Genomic DNA, 18,823 nt, shown 5'->3' with positions numbered 1-18,823 from the left:
TACGCTGCTACGTGGTTGCGGCCACCGGCCGCCATGCAAAGGTCAACCACCCGATGCCGTGCGACAACAGGTCAATGCCGAGAAGCATTCCCAAGACCCAGAGCCCGGTCGTGGGAAAACCGGTGAGGATAATGAGACCTGCGAGCACGCCGAACAGGCCGGACGCGAGCATGATTCCGCCGCCTTGCTGCCAACGGCCGATGCCGATCAGCATGCGGACGATACCGGAGACGAGGAGCGCGAGGCCGAGCGCGTAAGTCAGCAGCAGCGCTCCGGTCAGCGGCTGGCTGACGAGCACGATGCCGAAGGCGATGTAGAGAATGCCGAGCACCACCTGCCAGACGAAGCCGCCCCATCCCTTGGTCCAGAACGCGTGGAAAATCTCGAAGGCGCCGGTGGCGATCGCCATCCAGCCGATGAACAGCGCACTGATGACGGTGAAGAACGCAACGTCGCCCAGCACCATCAGTCCCGTGAACACCATGAAGAGACCCAGGAGGACGCATATCCAGCGGGGCGGTTGCGGCAAGCCGGTTGCGCCCATCGGCGCACTATGGTCGTAAGTCGTCATGACATCCTCCCTCTGCTTTTTAATGCCAACGCCAGCCGCAATGCCGGCGGCCACGATGCCACCAGCACACCCAGCGCCGACGACGCCGGTGCCAGGACGGCGGCCTCGGCCGGGATGGCGGGCGGTGGACCGGAGTTGGCCGTGGACGGGTCGTTTGCGCATAGATGCGGCCGGCAGAGTCACGCCTGGTTGAACCCGGCTGGTCGGTCTGCGTCACCTCGGCCAACGCAGCCGCATCCCGCGACCACAGGCTCACACCTGCACCAGCCAGGACCACGCCTCCAAACAGGGTGCGCAGCGCATCGCGGCGATCCATCTCACTCATGAAGCTCTCCTTCGAAATCCCTGCCCGATTTCCAACTCAGGTTTTTGCGGCGGACTCCTCGCCGGGAATCTCACCTGGCAGATAGTTCGGGAGCCGTCCCGCCGGGACGATCGCGATCAGCGCGAGACCCGCCATGATCAGGAGCCCGATCTTCAGCGCCCGCAGCCGCGCCTCAGTGTTCACGCGCACCGCCTCCGCGACCTGCTCCGGCGTCCCGCTCGTGCGTTCCAGCACGCTGCGCAGACGATCGTTGCTGACGAACGTGATGTTGCCGAGATCGACCTGGGCCTGGAGCTCCGGCGTCAGCACCGGGCTCGCCGTGATCTTGCCAAGTGCGATGGTGCTGAGCAGGCCGACCAGCAGCGCGCCCGCGACCGCGGTTCCGACCGCGGCGGCGAGGTTTTGCGTGGTGCCGCGCAAAGACCCGACGTCTCCGGCTAGCGCCTTCGGGGATGCCGTCACCAGGACGTTGAACAGCAAAGTCACCAGCGAACCCTGACCGATGCCGAACAGAACCAGTCCGAACAGCACGGGCACCTCGCTCCAGTCATTGCGCACGACGAAGGCGAGCCAGACCAGCGCGATGGTGCAGAGTGCAAAGCCGTAGCGGCCGATCTGGCGCGGCGTCAGCCGCTCGTAGACGTTGACGATCAGCATCGCCGAGAAGAAGACCGTGAGATTGAACGGCATCATGGCAATCGCGGTCGCGATCGGCGAACGTCCCTGCACGATCTGGATGTAGAGTGGCACCGTGAAGTTCAGTGCGGCCTCCAGCGCCACCACCGCGAACAGCGCAAACACGGCGGAGCGCTCTTCCGGCGAGTCGATCACCTCCAGCGCCAATAGCGGCGTCTTGCCTGCGGCCTGGCGGCGGTGCGTCCACAGCAGAAACGCCTGGCCCAGCACGATTCCGAGCAGGATCATCACTGGCGCCGGCGAAAGGCCGAGCAGATCGAACGGCGCGTTGGCGGTCGCAACCGCGAGACCCCAGCCGTTCAGATTGTTGAAGCCGAAGCTGATGAGGATGATTGCACTCGCGGCAAGGGCAACACCGATCAGGTCGATCTGCACGTCGGGCCGGCCGCGATCCGGCTTCAAGCGGAAACTCATCAGGAATACGATCGCCGATGCGGCAATCAGGATGCCAAACGCCGGCCGCCAGCCGATATAGGTGCCGAGTACGCCGCCAATGACAAAGGCGAGCACGCCGGCCGCCGCGCGGGCCGAGCCGAGCGCGCCGAGCGCCGTCGCCTGCTGGCGACCGGCGTAATTCTCGGCAATCAGGGCTACGAGCGAGGGCACGATCACCGAACCCGACGCGCCACAGAGCGCCTGCGCCGAAATCATCACCGTGGCCGTCGGGCTGAACGTCATCATCACTTGCGAGACGAAGAAGACAACGACCGCGATGCGGAACACCTGCAGGGCACCGAAACGCTGGGCGAGCTTGGCGCCGAGCATCACGAAGCCCGCGACCAGCATTGAGTACGCGACGATCCCTGTCGCCACCGTGGTCGGCGCCACACCGAAGCTCGCGACCATCCCGCCCATCGCCACCGGAAGCGAAGCCACGTTGAACGACATGATCATCTGGCCGAGCGCGATCGAAATCATGGGAATCCATGACGCGCGCTCTTCTCCGTGAATGCCGTCTATCGAGATTGTCTGTGTGACCATGACGTCCTCCGGCTTGATCGGCGTTGCGATCGTCAGGCCCCGAGAGCCTGCCCGATCTCTCGCGCATTCATTGTTCCGGTTGCGATACGAACAGATCCATCCCCAGCCGCTGCGACAGGAATTTCGCCGCGAGCTGTCCCCGCACGCTGTTGCCGGCCGCATCGAGCGGCGGGGCAAAGGTGCCGAAGCCGCCCTTGCCCGGCGACACGGCAACGATGCCGCCGCCGATTCCGCTCTTCCCGGGCAGGCCGATGTCGTAGAGCCAGTCGCCCGAGGTCTCGTAGAGCCCGGCGGTGATCATGACGGCGAGCGCATAATGGCAGACCTCGGCATCGACCACGCGCTGCTTCGTGACCGGATTGACGCCGCCATCAGCGAGCGTCGCGCCCATGACTGCGAGGTCGCGGGCGCTGACGTTGAGCGAACATTGGCGTGTGTAAAGATCGGTCGCTTCTTTGGCGTCGCAATAGATGCGACCGTAGCTCTCCAGAAGCCGCGCGATGCTGCGATTGCGGAAATTGGTCTGCGACGCTGACGCATAGACCTCTTCATTGAGCGGCAGCTCGCGGCCGGCAAAGCGCGACAGCCCTTCATGGATGAACTTCCACCGTGCCGCAGCGGTCGAGCCCGGCGCGAGGCTGGTGGTGGCAATCGCGCCGGCGTTCACCATCGGATTGGTGCGGCCGCCGCCCTGCTCGATCGCGGCGAGCGAGTTGAAAGCAAGCCCGGTCGCGTTGGCGCCGAGCTTTTCACGCGCATCCTCAGGTCCGATGGTTTCGCAGACGAGCGCGAACAGGAACGGTTTCGACACGCTCATGATCGAGAATTCGTAGTCGACGTCTCCAGCGCCGTAGATGCGCCCGCTGGTGCCGACGACACAGACGCCGAACAGCTCGTTCGGAACCCGCGCAAGCGCCGGGTAAACTTGCGAGTTTTCGCCGTCATGATTTGATTGGAACCGGCGATGCGCCTCGTTCACCAGCGACTGTACAGTCTCCGCAGCTGGCAAATGACCGGTCGAAACGTAGGCCGGCTCTCGTTCATGGACGACCGAGCGCGACACCATCGCACCACTCCGCAGAACGGATCTAACTCATGTCGGCTCCGTTCGAGAACTCGACGTGCACGGAGTAGTTGATGCCGATCAGCGCCTCAAGTCAATTTTCAACCAGTGAGCGATTCTGCAATTCAGCCATACGAGTCGATCAGAGGTGCATTGGACGCGCGGTTCGAATATGGCCTCTCCGCAAGGTGCGTAAGTGCTGCTGCCTCGCTTGCATCGAACTCTACTCAAAAGGGTAGCAATCGGGACTCGAGTTGTGATCAACGCAAGATTGCAGCTCTCGTTCGGGACGGTACAATGCGCGCGGTCTGCGCGAGAAGAGATGAGGATCAGGGAGCGAGGAGCGGGCTTTGAAAGCAGACTACGACATCAAGCGACGAGGCGTAACATGGTGGCTCAAACGAGTGACGGTCACGTCCTGCTGGTCAAAAAGCTCGGCGGGCTTTTCGCAATCATCTTCGGATGCCTGCTGACCGCGGTCGGCGTGAGTTTTGAATCCGGCGGCACAACCTTCGTCGGCCTGCTCTTGCTGGTGCTTGGAGCCGGCCTGCTCGTGCTGAAGATCGTCAGGCGAAACGAGAGATCTTCGCCGCCCTAGCCGGCAGCGCGATCCGGCTCACGCTCCGAGCACGTCGGCGAGCCGCATCTCGTCGGCGGCGGGATCTTTCAGGAACAGCTCGGCTTCGATCTCCGTCAGATGCGACAGCATCTGCACGCGCGCGGCCGGCTTGTCCCGCTTGCGGATCGCGGTGACGATCTCGGCGTGATGATCGGTGCCGCAGCCCGGCGTGTCATGACGGCGATAGAGCAGGATGATGAGCGAGGAGCGCGCGATCAGCTCCTTCAGGAAGCCGAGATAAACGCTGTGGCCACTCATCTCGGCAACGATCCGGTGAAATTCACCGGAGAGCCGCACCGACGCGCGCGCGTCGCCGCGCAGCTCCGCCTCGCGTTCTTGAGCCAGATGTTGCTGGAGGCGATTGATCCAGGCCGGCGAGACGGCGTCGACAGCGTGGTCGACGATGGTGGGCTCGATCAGGCGGCGAGCCTCGAACACCTCACGGGCATCGGCCGGTGACGGTCGTGCGACGAAGGCGCCGCGGTTCTTCTCGATGCTGACGATGCCTTCATGCGCGAGTTGCTGGAGCGCAGTGCGAACCAGCGTCCGGCTGGCGCCATAGATCTCGCCGATCTCGTCCTCGCCGAGCTTGATGCCGGGCAGCAGACGATGCTCGAGGATCGCCGCGGTCACGCCCTCCCTGATCCGACTGACGCGGTCGCTCGCGTCTGGAGCATCGGATTTTGGTCGGGTTTTGGCAGCCATGGATGTGAGGGCTCGATCGGCGAAGTTCAGCCTCGAATGTTAGTCGACCAGCTGTATCCAATCACAGGCGAAACTTTATACAATCCGCGCTCATTTTGTGTGCACATTACTGGCCGCCCTGCGACCCCTGTGATTGCGCCGGATTCGATCTAACGATCTGACTCCGCTGCACAGTTTTCGAATTCGGCCGACCGGGCGCTGTTGGCACGGACCTTGCGGAGAGACGCCGAGCATCGCCCTCCTTCGGACACGCCATGGCCACTCCCGCCGCTCTCGAACTGGTCGCCGTCACCAAGCGCTACGATACGACGCTGGCGGTCGACAACGTCAACCTGAAGATCCCGGCCGGCACCTATTGCTGCCTGCTCGGCCCGTCCGGCTGCGGCAAAACCTCGACCTTGCGGATGGTCGCAGGCCACGAAGCGGTCAGCGAGGGCGACATCATCCTGGGACCGCAGAACGTCACGGATCTCGAACCCGCCAAGCGCGGCACCGCGATGATGTTTCAGTCCTACGCGCTGTTTCCGCACCTCTCCGTGCTCGACAACGTCGCATTTGCCTTGAAAATGCGCGGCATCGATCGGGCGATACGGCACAAGCGCGCCGGCGAGCTGCTGGAGCTGGTGGCGATGAGCCCCTATGCAGGCCGCCTTCCGGCGCAGCTCTCCGGCGGCCAGCAGCAGCGCGTCGCGCTGGCCCGTGCGCTGATCACCGAGCCGCAGATCCTTCTGCTCGACGAGCCGCTCTCCGCGCTCGATCCGTTCCTGCGGGTAAAGATGCGGGGCGAATTGAAGCGGCTCCAGCGCGAGCTCGGCATCAGCTTCATCCAGGTCACCCACGGCCAGGAAGAGGCGATGGCGCTCGCCGACCACATCGTGGTGATGAACCAGGGCAAGATCGAGCAGCAGGGCTCGGCCCGCGACATCTTCCACCATCCCCGCACCGAATTCGTTGCCCGCTTCATCGGCGGCCACAACGTGCTCAGCGACTCCGGCAAGCTGATCGCGGTCCGCGCCGATCAGCTCGGCATCAAGCCGCTCGCCGATGGCGTGTTCGGCGCGCCGGCGCTGCTGACCAACACCGAGTACCAGGGCTCCTATGTCGCCGTCTCGCTCACGCTGGATGACGGCACCGCCCTGTTCTCCCACCTCCCCGAGGCCGCCTTCGACGTCCACCCGTTCCGTCCGGGCGATCGCGTGCTGGCCACCTGGGATCCCGCCAAGGCGCAACGCCTGCAATAGCGCCCGCCGTTCATGAAAATGCGCAACAGAGGAGTAAGAGCATGACCGAGACCACCAAAAAGACCGGCGTGAGCCGCCGCACGCTATTGAAGAGCACCGCGGGTCTGGCGGGCCTTGCCGCCGGCTCAGGGGCCATCACCGGCTTTCCCTATGTGATGTCGGCGGAGCCGAAGGTGCTGCGTTATCTCGGCACCGCCGTGAACGAAGGCGACGACATCTCCAAGCAGTGTCTGAAGGACACCGGCATCAAGATCGAGTACATCACGGCGACCACCGACGACGTCACCAAGCGCGTGATGACCCAGCCGAATTCCTTCGACGTGCTGGACACCGAATATTTCTCGCTGAAGAAGCTGGTGCCCTCGGGCAACATCCTTGCGCTCGACTCCAAGAAGATCAAGCAATTCGACAACATTACCCCGGTCTTCACCAAGGGCGAGACGCCCGGCGGCAAGAAGATCGGCGGTCAAGGAACAGCGCCCTGGAAGGTGCTCTATCTGGAAGGCAAGGACTCCAAGACCTTCTCGAAGACGGCCACCGAGTTCGTCACGCTGATCCCGACGGTCTACAACGCCGACACGCTCGGCATCCGCCCCGACATCATCAAGCGCCCGATCAGCTCGTGGGCTGAACTTCTCAACCCCGAGTTCAAGGGCAAGGCCTCGATCCTCAACATCCCCTCGATCGGCATCATGGATGCCGCGATGGTCGTGGAAGCCGCCGGCAAGTACAAATATGCCGACAAGGGCAACATGACCAAGGAAGAGATCGATCTCACCATGAAGGTGATGACGGAAGCCAAGAAGGCCGGCCAGTTCCGCGCCTTCTGGAAGGATTTCAACGAGAGCGTCAACCTGATGGCTTCGGGCGAAACCGTGATCCAATCGATGTGGTCGCCGGCGGTGACCAAGGTGCGTTCGATGGGCATTGCGTGCACCTTCCAGCCGCTGAAGGAAGGCTATCGCTCCTGGGCTTCGGGCTTCTGCGTCTCCAAGGGCGTCTCGGGCGCCAAGCTCGATTGGGCTTATGAGTTCGTCAACTGGTTCCTGTCCGGCTATGCCGGCGCCTATCTCAACCGCCAGGGCTACTACTCGGCGGTGCTCTCGACCGCGAAGGCCAACATGGAGCCCTACGAGTGGGCGTACTGGATGGAAGGCAAGCCGGCCGAGAAGGACATCAAGGCGCCCGACGGCTCGCTGCTCGAGAAGGCCGGTGCCGTGCGCGACGGCGGCTCCTATGAGGACCGCATGGGCGGCGTTGCGTGCTGGAACGCCGTGATGGACGAGAATGACTACATGGTCCGCAAGTGGAACGAGTTCATCGCCGCGTGATGGATACGTCGGAGGACATCCTGCAACAGGCATCCCCGGACCTTGTCCGGGGATCGGAGAAGGCGCGCCCTGCAAAAGCGGCGCGCCTGTCGCCGTCCTTCATCTCCTGGCTCCAGGCCGGGCCGATGATGCTGGTGTTTCTCGCCTTCTTCCTGATCCCGCTGGTGTTCGTCGTCATCGTCTCGTTCTGGGACTACAATGAATACCAGTTGCTGCCGGCGTTCTCGGGCCGCGGCTACACCGACACGTTCGAAGGCTGCATCGCCCAGTTGCCTGATCTCTGCACGATCGGGCGAACCTATGTGAAGACGCTGAAGCTCTGTGTGACGGTGTGGGCCATCACGCTGTTCATCGGCTTCTGGGTCGCCTACTTCCTCGCCTTCCACGTCAGGTCCAAGACCTGGCAGATGGGGTTGTCGTTGCTCTGCACGATCCCGTTCTGGACCTCCAACGTCATCCGCATGATCGCCTGGATTCCGCTATTGGGACGCAACGGCCTGGTGAATTCAGGGCTGATGAAGACCGGCCTGGTCAACCAACCGCTGGAATGGCTGCTGTTCTCCGAATTCTCCGTGGTGCTGGCGCTGGTGCACCTGTTCACCTTCTTCATGGTGGTGCCGATCTTCAATTCGATGGTGCGGATCGACAAATCGCTGATCGAAGCGGCCTACGACGCCGGCGCGACCGGCTTTCAGACCCTCGTCAACGTCATCATTCCGCTTGCCAAGCCCGGCATTGTGATCGGCTCGATCTTCGTCATCACCATCGTGATGGGCGACTTCATCACCATCGGCGTGATGGGTGGCCAGCAGATCGCCTCGGCCGGCAAGATCATCGAGACACGGGTGAACGCGCTGCAGTTCCCGGCGGCAGCGGCCAACGCCGTGATCCTGCTCATCATCACCTTCCTGATCATCACCATGATGTCGCGCATCGTCGACATCAAGAAAGAGCTCTAGGCAATGACGGAGGGACGCCCGCGCAGCTTCTATGTGCTCGCGATCTTCTTCGCGGCCTATGTGCTGTTTCTCTACGGCCCGATGATCGCCATCTACGTGCTGTCGTTCCAGGGCCCGCAGGGCGGCCTCACCTTCCCGATGAACGGCGTATCGACCTACTGGTTGTCGAAGCTGTTCCAGGGCACCGGCATCGTCGATCTCGGCGCGGCTTTCCGCCGCTCGCTGCTGCTTGGCGTCATCGTGATGGCCGTCACCGTCGTGCTGTCGGTCGCCGCGGGCATGGCGTTCCGCAGGAAGTTCAAGGCGCAGAGCATCTTGTTCTACTCGGCGATCGCGAGCCTCATCGTCCCGTCGATCATCACCTCGCTCGGCATCTCGCTAGAATTCCGCATCATCGACGATGTGATCAAGGGCTTCTTCAACGAGAATTTCGAGACCTCGATGGGTCTGCTCACCTCCGGGCTGGGCGCGCATCTGACCTGGACGCTGCCGTTCGGTCTGCTGATCATGTTCGCGATCTTCAACCGCTTTGATCCGAGGCTCGAGGAAGCCGCGCGCGATCTCGGTGCGACGCCTTGGCAGGCCTTCCGCCACGTCGTGCTGCCGATTATTTTACCCTCGGTGATAGGCATCGGCCTGTTCGGCTTCACGCTGTCCTGGGATGAGCTCGCGCGCTCCAGCCAGGCGATCGGGGCGGTGAATACGTTGCCGCTCGATCTCCAGGGCCTCACCACCACCGTGACGAACCCCGATATCTACGCGCTCGGCACCGTGATCTCGGCGGTGTCCTTCGCGGTGATCGCGCTCTCGCTCGGCACCATCCACATGCTAAACAAGCGGCAGGCGGCCAAGGGCTCGGACGCCGGCAAGGGGCTTGTCTGATCTGATGCGACTTCACGTCATCAATCCCAATACCACGGCGTCGATGACGGCGAAGATCGCCGCTGCGGCGCGCGCGATCGCACTGCCCGACACCGTGATCGATGCGCGCCAGCCGACCATGGGACCGATCTCGATCGAGGGCTTTTACGATGAAGCCTTCGCCGTGCCCGGCATGCTCGGCTGCATCCGCGAAGCCGATCGCGATGGCGCGGACGCCCACATCATCGCGTGCTTCGACGACACCGGCCTCGATGCCGCGCGCGCGGCGGCAAAAGCACCTGTGATCGGCATCGGAGAAGCCGGCTTCCACATCGCAAGCCTGATCGCGGCGCGCTTTGCCGTGGTAACGACGCTCGGTGTCTCCATCGTGCCGATCGAGCATAATCTGCGGAAATACGGTCTTGCCGAGCGCTGCGCGCGCGTCCGCGCCGCCGAGGTACCGGTGTTGGCACTCGAAGAGCGCAATGCCGAGGCGCTCGCAAAAATCTCCGCCGAGATCACCGCCGCGATCCGCGACGACCGCGCCGAGGCCATCGTGCTCGGCTGCGCCGGCATGGCCGATCTGGCGGCGGAGCTCGCCGGCAAGCATGGCTTGCCCGTGGTCGACGGCGTGGCCGCCGCGGTGACGCTTGCCGAGGGGCTGGTCCGGCTCGGGCTGAAGACTTCGCGGCTCGGCCCGTACGCCGCGCCGCGTTCAAAAGCCTATTCCGGCCCGTTTTCGCCGTTTCAGCCCTGATTCAGTCGCTCGGGTTGAGGCCTTCGCTGGTTTTTTCGTTCGCAGCCTCTTTTTCGTCCTAATTGTTGCTGAAGGGTAACACTTTCGGGACGCCCCGGCCGCCTTGCTCTGTGTTCTTGGGCTGCCGGTCTTCGCCAATCACCAAGTTTCAATTTGGGTTTTGTCAGCGATGATCGATCTCGCCGAGGACACAACGTCCAATCCCCTGCTTCGTCTTGGCGCTCAGCCGATAGCGCTGACCGCCGCGGCGCTTCTGCTCCTGATCGCCGCCGTCACGTCGATCGCGATCTGGCGTGTCTATACCGGCGCCGCACCGGAGACCGACCGGGTGGTCGCCTCGCGGCAACTCCAGGCCCGCACGGCGCAGGCTTCCGAGCAACTCGTCGAAAAGACCAAGGGAATAGAGGCGACCCAGCAGGAATCGATCGACCAGCTCCAGGTCGTGCAGGACCAGCTACAGACAATGAAGCGGCTGCTCGCTTCGCAGCAGGCCGATACCAAGCGCCTCTCGGAGCAGGTCGCTACGTTGAACGAGTCCATCGACGGTTTGCGGCAATCCTTCGCCAGCGTCCGGACGACCGAGGCCGACACGCCGTCGGTTACCCGGAGGAAACCGGCGCGTCTCCGCGTCCATGCCAGCGCGCGCAAGCGCTCTCACGGCTGATCGGCGGGGCGCCCCGCCTTTTATTTTCGCCACTTGTGAACTGGATCACATTCGTCCGTATGATTCCGCGCGATGCTCGCCGGACCGGATGGCGTGAGCCGATTTCAATGTCCGGGGCTGGCAAGGTCGTTGACGGTATACTGCGTCAACGGCCTTGTTTTTTGTGGCCTGGCCGGATCTCGACGCACCTCGCAAGACCTTACTCACAGACCTGGGCGCGGCGGATTCGCCAGCCCCATTGCGTCATGACGCGCTTGCGCACGAGGTAACACTGCCCGTCATAGCCACCATCGCCATAGCCGGCGCCGTCATAATAGGGGTCACCGGAGTACGGATAGCCGTAACCATAGTACCCGCCATAATAGCCCGCGCCCGCGATGCCTGCGCCGATGGCGACGCCTGGCCAGAAGCCGCCGCCGTGCCAGCCGTGGCCCCAGCCTCCGCCGTGGAAACCGCCGCCTCCCCAGTGGCCGCCCCCCGCCTGTGCAGCCTGAGGTGCCGAAAGGCCCACGGCCGCGACGGCCAATGCAGCCATGATCGTCTTGCGTAACATCACTCAATCCCCCGCGTGGAAACGCTCCACACAACAAAGCAGCGTCAGCCTAACGTCATTGGGGCATTCATGACAGGCGTTTCGGAACAAATGCCGTCACATCGGCTTGAAACAGGCAGCCAGCCACAGCGCCTCCCGAAGCCAGAAAGGGAAAATCACGGTGACCAATCGCGATCCCTTTGCAGAGGGCGAAAGCGCCGCCCGCGACAACATTCCGGCCGAAGCCAACCCGTATCAGGACGGCAGCGATGAGCATGCACTGTGGGCGGCCGGCCACGAAAAGATTGCGAGCGCGAGAGAAGCTCGCGAATCCGAGGGAAGCTGACACGCCGCCCCCGATTGATGCCTCCATCTCACCCGATCCGCTTCAGACCCTTCTGGAAGCGCGGGCCGTTGGCGACATAGAACCGCGCGGCACTGCCCATCTTCTGCACCTGGACATCATCGAGCGTACGGATCACGCGTGCGGGCGAGCCGATGATCAGCGAGCGTTCGGGAAACTCCTTGCCTTCGGTGATGACGGAACCGGCGCCGACGATGCTGTTGCGGCCGATCTTGGCGCCGTTCATCACGATCGCGCCCATGCCGACCAGTGCGCCCTCCTCGATGGTGCAACCGTGCAGGATGACGTTGTGGCCGACGGTGCAGTTCTTCCCGATCACGAGCGGAAAGCCGAGATCGGTGTGGCAGGTCGAGCCGTCCTGGACGTTGGCGCCCTCGCCGATCTCGATCCATTCATTGTCGCCGCGCAGCACCGCGCCGAACCAGACGCTGGCACCCGGCTTGAGGCGCACGCGGCCGATCACAGTCGCGGTCTCCGCGATGAAATAGTTACCGTCGGCGGGAAGATCGGGCGCCTGCCCGTCGAGCTCATAGATCGCCATGGAGGTCTCCTGTCGCGTTGACGAAGCCATAGCGAAACGGCGGCGCGGACGCAAAGGGCCGCCTCACCGGGCAGCCCTGCAATGTCCGCCTCAGACCAGAACGCCGGCGGCGCGCAGCGTCATCAGGAAGAACGTGCCGCTCATCATGCTCCAGAAGCCAGCAATGACGGTCGCCATCATCACGAATTCGAAGCGGCGGCTCTCGACCCGCATCCCGCGCAAGGTGTTGCGCATGATGATGAAGGGCGCGGCGAACACCAGGAAAGGCACCGCCGCGAAGGTTCTCGGGGCGACGCCCTGCTGCAACAGCCCGAAGCCGGCCGGCCGTTCCGCCACCGCCTGGTATCCGCTCACGAGGGCACCCGCGAGCGCAAAGCCGATGCAGATCGAGAAGAAAGTATTGAGAGCTTCAGGTGTCATGGGAACGGTCCGCCCTTACGCAACGCCGGAAGCTTGCTGTGACAAAAAGTGCCGGTTAACGCTACATTATCCTTAAGCGAAGGTTAACAGCGGCGCCCCCTCCGCGCAGAGCCCTCCCCCATTGCCGCCAGCCCTGAGCGCTCCGCGAAACTGCCGCCCCATGGCATAGTCGCCGCTGATTCGTCGGCCATCGGCCGACCAATGGGCTCATCGCGCGACGTCATGACGGTGTTTTCGGCAGCCTCCCCTCGGTCCTCCTGGACGCGGTCGCATCTCGTCCCGATCGCGCTCAGCGGCGCGTTCGCGGTTGGCGCAATCGCGCTGGTCGCCTATCTGCTGTGGCCGACCTGGAGCACAGGCGGCGCCGACGCCCCGGACAAGCTGCCGGTGAGCGTCGGCGGCACGCTGTTCAACCTGCCGACATCCGCGATCCGCATGAAGATCCAGCGGCACTCCGGGCCGCAGGAGCGCATCGACCTCGATTTCCTCTATCCCTCGCTGGAGCCGCCGGTCGTCGCGAAGCACGTTACGGCCGACAGCGTCGACGCCGCGATGCAGCCGATCGACCGCATCTTCCTGTCGATCGCGGCGCATCGCGATGCGCTCTCGCCCGAACAACGCATGGCCACGATCTATCCGCGCTATCTCGACCAAGCCGCGACAATGCCGGAGGACGGGCTGACAATGCGGATGTTCCGAGCCGATACGCCCTATGGCAGCGAGGATCTGTATTCGGGGACGAGCCCCGGCCTGACAGCACGCTGCACACGCGATGCTGCCACACCGGGCATGTGCCTGTCCGAGCGCCGCGTCGACGGCGCCGACCTCACCTTCCGCTTTCCGCGGAGCTGGCTCTCGCAATGGCGCGACGTGGCGGAAGCGATGGATCGGCTGACGGCGCAGTTGCGCGGGCCGAAGGGCTGATCCGCTGCCTCCCTGCTCGCTACGAGATCAGCTCGCCGAGACGGCCCGAGGCCTCCCGATAAGAAAACGCGAAAACAACCCCATGCACAGTAGCCAAGTATCGGCGGCACGGAGCATTTTCGTATTTTTCGAAGTAAGGCTTGCGCCGTCGGGCAAAACAGGGGCATAATGCCATCGAAGAAGATCTAGTCAGGCAAGCGCCAGTCGTAGACGGGAATATCCAGCCGATCGGCGATGTCCCTGCCAATCGCGAGCTTTGCAATGCCCGGTAACGCGAACGCCCTGACCACCTGGTTGCGGAACCATAGCCCGGATCGGGTCTTCGGCGCGAAGGCGGCTGCGAAGCGCTCGGCTCCCCGCTGCTTGCGAGTGATATAGGCGCGGAGGCGAGATTCGTAGGCGCGGAAAGCCTGCTGGTAATCTCCGTCCGCCTTCCGCAACTCACCGGCAAGAACATACGCTGAAATTATCGCCAGCGCCGAGCCCTGTCCGGCGAGCAGAGAAACGCAAAACGCAGCGTCGCCGATCAGGACCGTGCGGCCCCGCGACCATTTCGGCATCCGGATCTGACTGACGCGATCAAAATACAGTCCATTCGTGCGATCCAGGGCAGCGAGGATGTGCGGGCATTCCCAGCCGCAGTTACCGTAGACGCGGTGGAGGACCGCCTTGTGTTTGTCCGCAGAGACCGCCGGATCGTCAGTGTCGGCTCCGAACACGAAGAGAAACAGGGTGCGATCGTCTCGCAGCGCAAAGCGCCCGATCATTCGCCCCGGCTGTCCGTACATGACATAGACGTTCTCATCGCGCGGCCGATAACCGATGGTCTGAAACGCCGCGACGGCGTAGCCGAGATTCTTCTCGAACGACTCCTGGGGCCCGAACATCAGCCGCCGCACCGCCGAATGCAATCCATCGGCCCCGACAACCAGGTCGTATCGACGCTGACCACCACGCCGCAGCTGGACGCGGACGCCGTCGGATTGCTCGTCGATCCCGACGATCTCGTCGTCGAAGATGACTTCGGTCGACCCGCTGATCTTCTCCAGAAGCAGGCGCGACAGATCGCTTCGAGCGAGCGTCACGTATCTGCCAGCAGTGAGTTCGTCGAAGACCGTGGTGCCGAAGCCTGCGATCCGGCGGCCGTCGTCCCCGACGATGCGCATCTCCTGGGCGTGGTAGCCGGCGGCGGTAATGGCCGGGGTCAGGGCCATGCGCTCGGCGATATCGTAGCCCAGCCCCCAGAAGTCGATGACGTAGCCTCCGCTGCGTGGCGCAGGCGCACGTTCGACCAGCGTCGGCTCGTAACCAGCGGCTTTCAGCCAGAATGCAAGCGTGGGACCAGCAATCCCCGCTCCGGAGATCAGCACAGTTTTCATGAGCGGCATGTGGGGGGACCGACAGCCGATCGCACGGCCGCCGCGGACACCAGTTCGTGAGGGTCGAAGTTCCCTCTACGAAATGCCCGCGCTATTCCTGGTCGACCAGATCGTCCTCGAGGATCGCCATCTGGAACTGGAACGAGCGATCGTCGTCCTCGTCGTCGACGAACAGCACGCCGATGAATTCCTCGCCGATATAGACCTCGGCGGAGTCATCCTTCTTCGGCCGCGGCACGACGCGGAGCTTGGGATTGCCGAACACGCGCTTCAGATAGGCGTCGAGCTTTCTGACTTCTTTGACGTCCACGGCAAGTCTCCAATCGAAATCTGGGTTGGCGGGCTTTTAGGACGAGACGCGACGAACCGCCAGCAGCAATTGCCAAAGAATTAGAGGCATGAAAAGGCCGGAAACCGGCCCTGTTCGAACTCAAAGCCCCGTATCAAAGTCCCTTATCAAAGCCCCATGTCACAGTCCCATGGCGTTGATCATCTGATCCATGGTGCGCGACGGCTCGGCGCAGCCGGCCTCGCCGACGATCTTGGCGGGCACGCCAGCGACGGTGACATTGTGCGGTACCGGCTTCACCACGACCGAGCCGGCGGCGATACGCGCGCAATGGCCGATCTCGATGTTGCCGAGGATCTTCGCGCCCGCACCGATCAAGACGCCGTGGCGGATCTTTGGATGACGGTCCTCATTCTCCTTGCCGGTGCCGCCGAGCGTGACGCCATGCAGGATCGAAACGTCGTCCTCGATCACAGCCGTCTCGCCGCAGACGAAGCCGGTGGCATGGTCGAGGAAGATGCCGCGGCCGATGCGCGCGGCGGGATTGATGTCGGTCTGGAACACCGCAGACGCGCGGCTCTGGAGGTAGTAGGCGAAATCCTTGCGGCCCTTCAGCAACAGCCAGTGCGCGAGGCGATGGGTCTGGAGCGCGTGAAAGCCCTTGAAGTAGAGCAAGGGGTCGATGAAGCGCGAGGTCGCGGGATCGCGGTCGTAGACGGCAACGAGATCGGCGCGGAAGGCGTTGCCGAGGTCGGGATCGTCGCGCAACGCTTCGTCATAGGTCTGGCGCACCAGATCGCCCGACAGCGCGGAATGATCGAGCCGGTCGGCGAGACGGTGGATCACCGAATCTTCCAGGCGGCTGTGATGCAGCACCATCGAATAGATGAAGGTCGCAAGCTCCGGCTCGCGGTGAACGATGTCCTCCGCTTCGCCCCGGATCCGCTCCCAGATCGGATCGAGCGAAGCGAGCTTTCCTCCCGGATTGACCTGATGCACTGCCATGGAATCTGCTCTTTCGAATTGGCTGGCTTTGTAGGTTGTATAGCACAGTCTAGGCGACAAAGTCGCGACGGGCTTGCCTGAGAGTGAACAGCGCGTTGCCCTCAGAAAGAACGCCAAAGCGTTGAATCACCTCAGTTTCTTCTGACGCCCCGGGCGGCAAGGTCGGCTTGAAGTGGTCAGAGTTTAGCCAAATTCAAGCCGGGCGGCGTCAAACTATTGGTGAATTTCGTCTCAACCATTATTGCGGGCATGGTCGTGAGCGAGGACGGAGCAGATTTGACCATCATCAGCGATAGTTTACGCGCGCGCAGAGCGGGCTCGATCTGGCTGCGGCTCGCCGCGCTGGCCCTCCCCCTGCTGATGATCGGGCCGGCGTTCTGGAACGGCTACCCCCTGCTTCAATGGGATACCGGCGGCTATCTGGCGCGCTGGTACGAGGGCTATCTCGTGCCGAGCCGCTCCACCGTGTTCGGCCTCTATCTGCATTATGGCGAGAACTCCGGGTTCTGGATCAACCTCGCCATTCAGTCGCTGACGACGCTGTGGTTGGTGCAGCTCACCCCGCGCGTGCTCGGGCTGATGCAGACGTCCCGCTTCGTCGCGATCAGCGTCGTGCTGATCCTGTCGACGGCGCTGCCCTGGCTCGCGAGCATGCTGCTCACCGACATCTTTGCAGGGCTTTCGATCCTGTCGCTGTTTCTTCTGGTCGTCGGGGGCAACCGGCTCTCTGGACTCGAAAAGATCGCGCTGTTCGTCTTCACCGCCTTTGCCGCCGCGACCCACAGCGCCACGCTCGGCGTGCTGCTCGGGCTCTGCGCCGTCGGCTGGATGATGCGGCCGGTGCTCAGGGCTCGGCTGCCACTCGCCGGATTGACGCAGGCGAGCCTGACCATTGTTGTCGGCGGCCTGATGCTGGTCTCGGCGAACCATGCGCTGTCGGGCAAATGGGCCTGGACGCCCGGCGGCTATGGCGTCGCCTTCGGCCGCATGATGCAGGACGGCATCGTCGCGCGCTATCTCAACGACCACTGCCCGCGCGAGACCTTCAAGCTCTGTCCCTATCGCAACGAGCTGCCGGCGACCGCCGACGAGTTCCTGTGGGGCAAGAGCATGTTCAACACGCTTGGCCGCTTCGATGGGCTCAACGACGAGATGGGCTACATCGTCGTGCACTCGCTCGCCGACTATCCTGCGTGGCAGGCCGGTGCAGCGCTACGGGCGATGGGCCAGCAATTGCTGCACGTCGCCACCGGCGAAGGCGCCAGTGTCTGGATCCCACACACCTACGGCATCATCGAACGCTACATCCCTGCGCAAGTGGCGCCGATGCGCGCGGCGCGCCAGCAAAACTGGGGCATCAATTTCGACTACGTCAACTGGCTGCACGTCCCCGTCGCGCTGGTCTCGATGCTGGCGCTGGTCGGGCTGCTCGGACACGCACTCGCAAATCGCCGGCTGGACGATCTGACACTGCTGGCGGCGACCGTGACGCTGGCCTTGCTCGGCAACGCTTTCATCTGCGGCGTGATCTCGGGCCCGCACGACCGCTACGGGGCGCGGATGGTGTGGGTTGCGACCTTCGTGGTGCTGATGGCGCTGGCGCGCCGCTTTGGCGACGGCGTCAAAGCGCAATGAGATTAGGATGCAGCGTCATCGCGCTTGGCTTTTTGTTTAAGCATTATCTCACGCCGACGCGTTCCCCGCCCACTTGACTCACGCCCTTTGGGCGTCGGTTGCCACGCGACTTCGACTTCGTGCAAAATTCCAGCAGGCAGCTCCTCTTGCCCGGGAAGTGGTCTGAATGTCCCAACGTAGAGCGATGAAAGAGGTGTGAGCGCCTTGATTTGCTCGTTCAACCATTCGGCTAGGGATTGTACCCATCAAGTCCATCGTTAGGCGGTGGTCTTAGATCTTGGTCCGAGAGGCGTGATGTTTGCACTCTTGAACAGTGGCACCGACAGCCGTTCGGGTGCGGAATATATCGTGCTTCGCGCCTTCGATTTTCCTGGTGGCGCGCTGCCGTCACCCGTGATCGCTGGCTTACGGCAAGTTCGCCAATTGTCTGGAAAGCGCGAGTTGCCGCTGACAAGCCTGCCCCTCCTTGTGCGTTTCGGCGATCCGAACGATCCCAAGACGGTGGAGCGAGTCGATCCTCAAGATCTCACGAAGTCATTCGGACCTAGGGCACGCATGGTCGGCGCCACGCTGGAAATCGTTTCGGCGGGAGTCTGGCCGCTCAATTCCCTCGGTATCACTGGTGAGCCGATCACGACGGGCATTCTGGAACGACTGGTGTGGTTAAAGCGGCCTAACGGCGGCTATCTTGATGGAGCATTTGCGGGCGGCGGGCCTGGTCTCTCGAATGAACTGTTCGGCGGAAATTTTAGGATGGGGACCTGAGATGGCCAGCTTCAACCAGCCGAACATACGAGCGTCTGATCTGGACCACGATAAGCGATCGCTGCGCGCTATCTCCAATAGCAGCAGCACGAAAGCGGACATCGCACCATGTCGGAGATGGTAGAGTCGAGGATGGGCGCGGTAGCTTGGGGCCTATGGCCAACGCCCCGTTTCCCATCCCCGCTCATCAAACCGG

21 protein-coding genes are annotated in these 18,823 nt (G+C 63.2%); 11 read left to right on the top strand and 10 right to left on the bottom strand.

What is annotated here, in order from left to right:
- Positions 1-7: 7 nt before the first annotated feature.
- The 3 genes from AC0L2O_RS27190 to glsA all read right to left on the bottom strand — a co-directional run bounded on the left by AC0L2O_RS27190 (position 8) and on the right by glsA (position 3,639).
- The gene (locus AC0L2O_RS27190; protein ID WP_369722897.1) at positions 8-571 is read right to left on the bottom strand and encodes an HdeD family acid-resistance protein; all 564 of its coding nucleotides are present in this window, start codon (positions 569-571) and stop codon (positions 8-10) included.
- A gap of 361 nt (positions 572-932) precedes the next feature.
- The gene (locus tag AC0L2O_RS27185; protein ID WP_409188184.1) at positions 933-2,573 is read right to left on the bottom strand and encodes an MFS transporter; all 1,641 of its coding nucleotides are present in this window, start codon (positions 2,571-2,573) and stop codon (positions 933-935) included.
- Positions 2,574-2,640: 67 nt separating this feature from the next.
- Positions 2,641-3,639 carry a glutaminase A gene (gene glsA, locus AC0L2O_RS27180; protein ID WP_369722895.1) on the bottom strand — a complete coding sequence of 333 codons (999 nt, stop codon included), beginning with the start codon at positions 3,637-3,639 and terminating at the stop codon, positions 2,641-2,643.
- A 385-nt stretch (positions 3,640-4,024) separates the two neighbouring features.
- Between glsA and AC0L2O_RS27175 the strand changes: the two genes are divergently transcribed.
- Complete coding sequence (locus AC0L2O_RS27175) at positions 4,025-4,234, top strand: hypothetical protein (RefSeq protein ID WP_473371892.1); 210 nt, start codon at positions 4,025-4,027, stop codon at positions 4,232-4,234.
- A gap of 18 nt (positions 4,235-4,252) precedes the next feature.
- Here AC0L2O_RS27175 and AC0L2O_RS27170 read toward each other — a convergent pair whose 3' ends face one another.
- Positions 4,253-4,960: a GntR family transcriptional regulator gene (locus AC0L2O_RS27170; protein WP_473371891.1), complete on the bottom strand. Its 708-nt coding sequence runs from the start codon at positions 4,958-4,960 to the stop codon at positions 4,253-4,255.
- A gap of 254 nt (positions 4,961-5,214) precedes the next feature.
- On the opposite strand from AC0L2O_RS27170, the gene AC0L2O_RS27165 reads away from it, so the two are divergent.
- The 6 genes from AC0L2O_RS27165 to AC0L2O_RS27140 all read left to right on the top strand — a co-directional run bounded on the left by AC0L2O_RS27165 (position 5,215) and on the right by AC0L2O_RS27140 (position 10,773).
- Positions 5,215-6,201, top strand: a complete 987-nt coding sequence (locus tag AC0L2O_RS27165; RefSeq protein WP_473371890.1) for an ABC transporter ATP-binding protein — start codon at positions 5,215-5,217, stop codon at positions 6,199-6,201.
- Positions 6,202-6,242: 41 nt separating this feature from the next.
- Positions 6,243-7,532: an ABC transporter substrate-binding protein gene (locus AC0L2O_RS27160; RefSeq protein ID WP_369722890.1), complete on the top strand. Its 1,290-nt coding sequence runs from the start codon at positions 6,243-6,245 to the stop codon at positions 7,530-7,532.
- On the top strand, positions 7,532-8,491 hold the full coding sequence (locus tag AC0L2O_RS27155; protein WP_369726724.1) for an ABC transporter permease: 960 nt from the start codon (positions 7,532-7,534) through the stop codon (positions 8,489-8,491). Before AC0L2O_RS27160 ends, AC0L2O_RS27155 begins: the two co-directional genes overlap by 1 nt.
- Before the next feature lie 3 nt (positions 8,492-8,494).
- A complete protein-coding gene (locus tag AC0L2O_RS27150; RefSeq protein WP_369722889.1) occupies positions 8,495-9,373 on the top strand; it encodes an ABC transporter permease in 879 nt (292 codons plus the stop codon).
- 4 nt (positions 9,374-9,377) lie between these two features.
- Positions 9,378-10,109, top strand: a complete 732-nt coding sequence (locus AC0L2O_RS27145) for an aspartate/glutamate racemase family protein (RefSeq protein ID WP_473371937.1) — start codon at positions 9,378-9,380, stop codon at positions 10,107-10,109.
- Between the two features lie 169 nt (positions 10,110-10,278).
- On the top strand, positions 10,279-10,773 hold the full coding sequence (locus AC0L2O_RS27140; protein ID WP_473371889.1) for a hypothetical protein: 495 nt from the start codon (positions 10,279-10,281) through the stop codon (positions 10,771-10,773).
- A gap of 199 nt (positions 10,774-10,972) precedes the next feature.
- Here AC0L2O_RS27140 and AC0L2O_RS27135 read toward each other — a convergent pair whose 3' ends face one another.
- Positions 10,973-11,326, bottom strand: coding sequence for a hypothetical protein (locus tag AC0L2O_RS27135; protein ID WP_473371888.1), 354 nt, complete (start codon positions 11,324-11,326; stop codon positions 10,973-10,975).
- Between the two features lie 160 nt (positions 11,327-11,486).
- On the opposite strand from AC0L2O_RS27135, the gene AC0L2O_RS27130 reads away from it, so the two are divergent.
- Positions 11,487-11,651, top strand: coding sequence for a hypothetical protein (locus AC0L2O_RS27130; RefSeq protein WP_473371887.1), 165 nt, complete (start codon positions 11,487-11,489; stop codon positions 11,649-11,651).
- Between the two features lie 28 nt (positions 11,652-11,679).
- On the opposite strand, the gene AC0L2O_RS27125 is transcribed toward AC0L2O_RS27130, so the two are convergent.
- Both AC0L2O_RS27125 and AC0L2O_RS27120 read right to left on the bottom strand, forming a co-directional pair.
- Positions 11,680-12,210, bottom strand: a complete 531-nt coding sequence (locus AC0L2O_RS27125) for a gamma carbonic anhydrase family protein (protein ID WP_473371886.1) — start codon at positions 12,208-12,210, stop codon at positions 11,680-11,682.
- Positions 12,211-12,300: 90 nt separating this feature from the next.
- Positions 12,301-12,630, bottom strand: a complete 330-nt coding sequence (locus AC0L2O_RS27120) for a DUF6949 family protein (protein ID WP_369722885.1) — start codon at positions 12,628-12,630, stop codon at positions 12,301-12,303.
- Between the two features lie 222 nt (positions 12,631-12,852).
- On the opposite strand from AC0L2O_RS27120, the gene AC0L2O_RS27115 reads away from it, so the two are divergent.
- Complete coding sequence (locus AC0L2O_RS27115) at positions 12,853-13,554, top strand: hypothetical protein (protein ID WP_473371936.1); 702 nt, start codon at positions 12,853-12,855, stop codon at positions 13,552-13,554.
- 185 nt (positions 13,555-13,739) lie between these two features.
- Here the strand turns inward: AC0L2O_RS27115 and AC0L2O_RS27110 are convergent, their stop codons facing one another.
- From AC0L2O_RS27110 to cysE, 3 genes are all read right to left on the bottom strand, one after another.
- The gene (locus tag AC0L2O_RS27110) at positions 13,740-14,942 is read right to left on the bottom strand and encodes an FAD-binding domain (protein ID WP_473371885.1); all 1,203 of its coding nucleotides are present in this window, start codon (positions 14,940-14,942) and stop codon (positions 13,740-13,742) included.
- Between the two features lie 82 nt (positions 14,943-15,024).
- The gene (locus tag AC0L2O_RS27105) at positions 15,025-15,243 is read right to left on the bottom strand and encodes a DUF3126 family protein (RefSeq protein ID WP_369722882.1); all 219 of its coding nucleotides are present in this window, start codon (positions 15,241-15,243) and stop codon (positions 15,025-15,027) included.
- Between the two features lie 159 nt (positions 15,244-15,402).
- Positions 15,403-16,227: a serine O-acetyltransferase gene (gene cysE, locus AC0L2O_RS27100; protein ID WP_369722881.1), complete on the bottom strand. Its 825-nt coding sequence runs from the start codon at positions 16,225-16,227 to the stop codon at positions 15,403-15,405.
- Between the two features lie 249 nt (positions 16,228-16,476).
- On the opposite strand from cysE, the gene AC0L2O_RS27095 reads away from it, so the two are divergent.
- Entirely contained in the window at positions 16,477-17,862 is a 1,386-nt protein-coding gene (locus tag AC0L2O_RS27095) for a hypothetical protein (protein WP_473371935.1), read from the top strand.
- A 294-nt stretch (positions 17,863-18,156) separates the two neighbouring features.
- A complete protein-coding gene (locus AC0L2O_RS27090) occupies positions 18,157-18,627 on the top strand; it encodes a hypothetical protein (RefSeq protein ID WP_473371884.1) in 471 nt (156 codons plus the stop codon).
- The last annotated feature ends 196 nt before the right edge of the window (positions 18,628-18,823 follow it).

The sequence above is a fragment of the Bradyrhizobium sp. Kon10 genome, from assembly GCF_055807395.1.
Note: the sequence above shows the minus strand (reverse complement) of the source record. Positions and strands in the feature narration are given on the sequence as shown.